Source organism: Streptomyces sp. P17 (genome assembly GCF_032436805.1).
GTDB lineage: Bacteria > Actinomycetota > Actinomycetes > Streptomycetales > Streptomycetaceae > Streptomyces.
On the sequence record NZ_JAVRBF010001071.1, the window covers coordinates 1 to 259 of the forward strand.

At 57.9% G+C, this 259-nt stretch carries 1 pseudogene; it reads left to right on the forward strand.

The features are described from left to right. Positions 1–94 precede the first annotated feature (94 nt). Positions 95–259 (forward strand): annotated as a pseudogene (locus RMT89_RS43975) (arsenate reductase (glutaredoxin)); the annotation flags it as partial.

Here is a 259-nt window from a genome sequence, read left to right on the forward strand (position 1 = left end):
GGTTGCCATAGCGGCGACTGGAGCAATTCTCTTCTTTTTCGCTACGGCGGCGATTCGTCCGCAATCAGAGCCGATTTCACAATAGGACCTCACCATGACGATCATCTATCACAACCCCGCATGCGGGACCTCCCGCAACACCCTGGCCATGATCCGCAACAGCGGCGAAGAGCCGACCGTGATTGAATACCTGCAGCATCCGCCCAGCCGCGAGCAGCTGGTCAAGATGATTCAGGATGCTGGCCTGACGGTTCGTGAG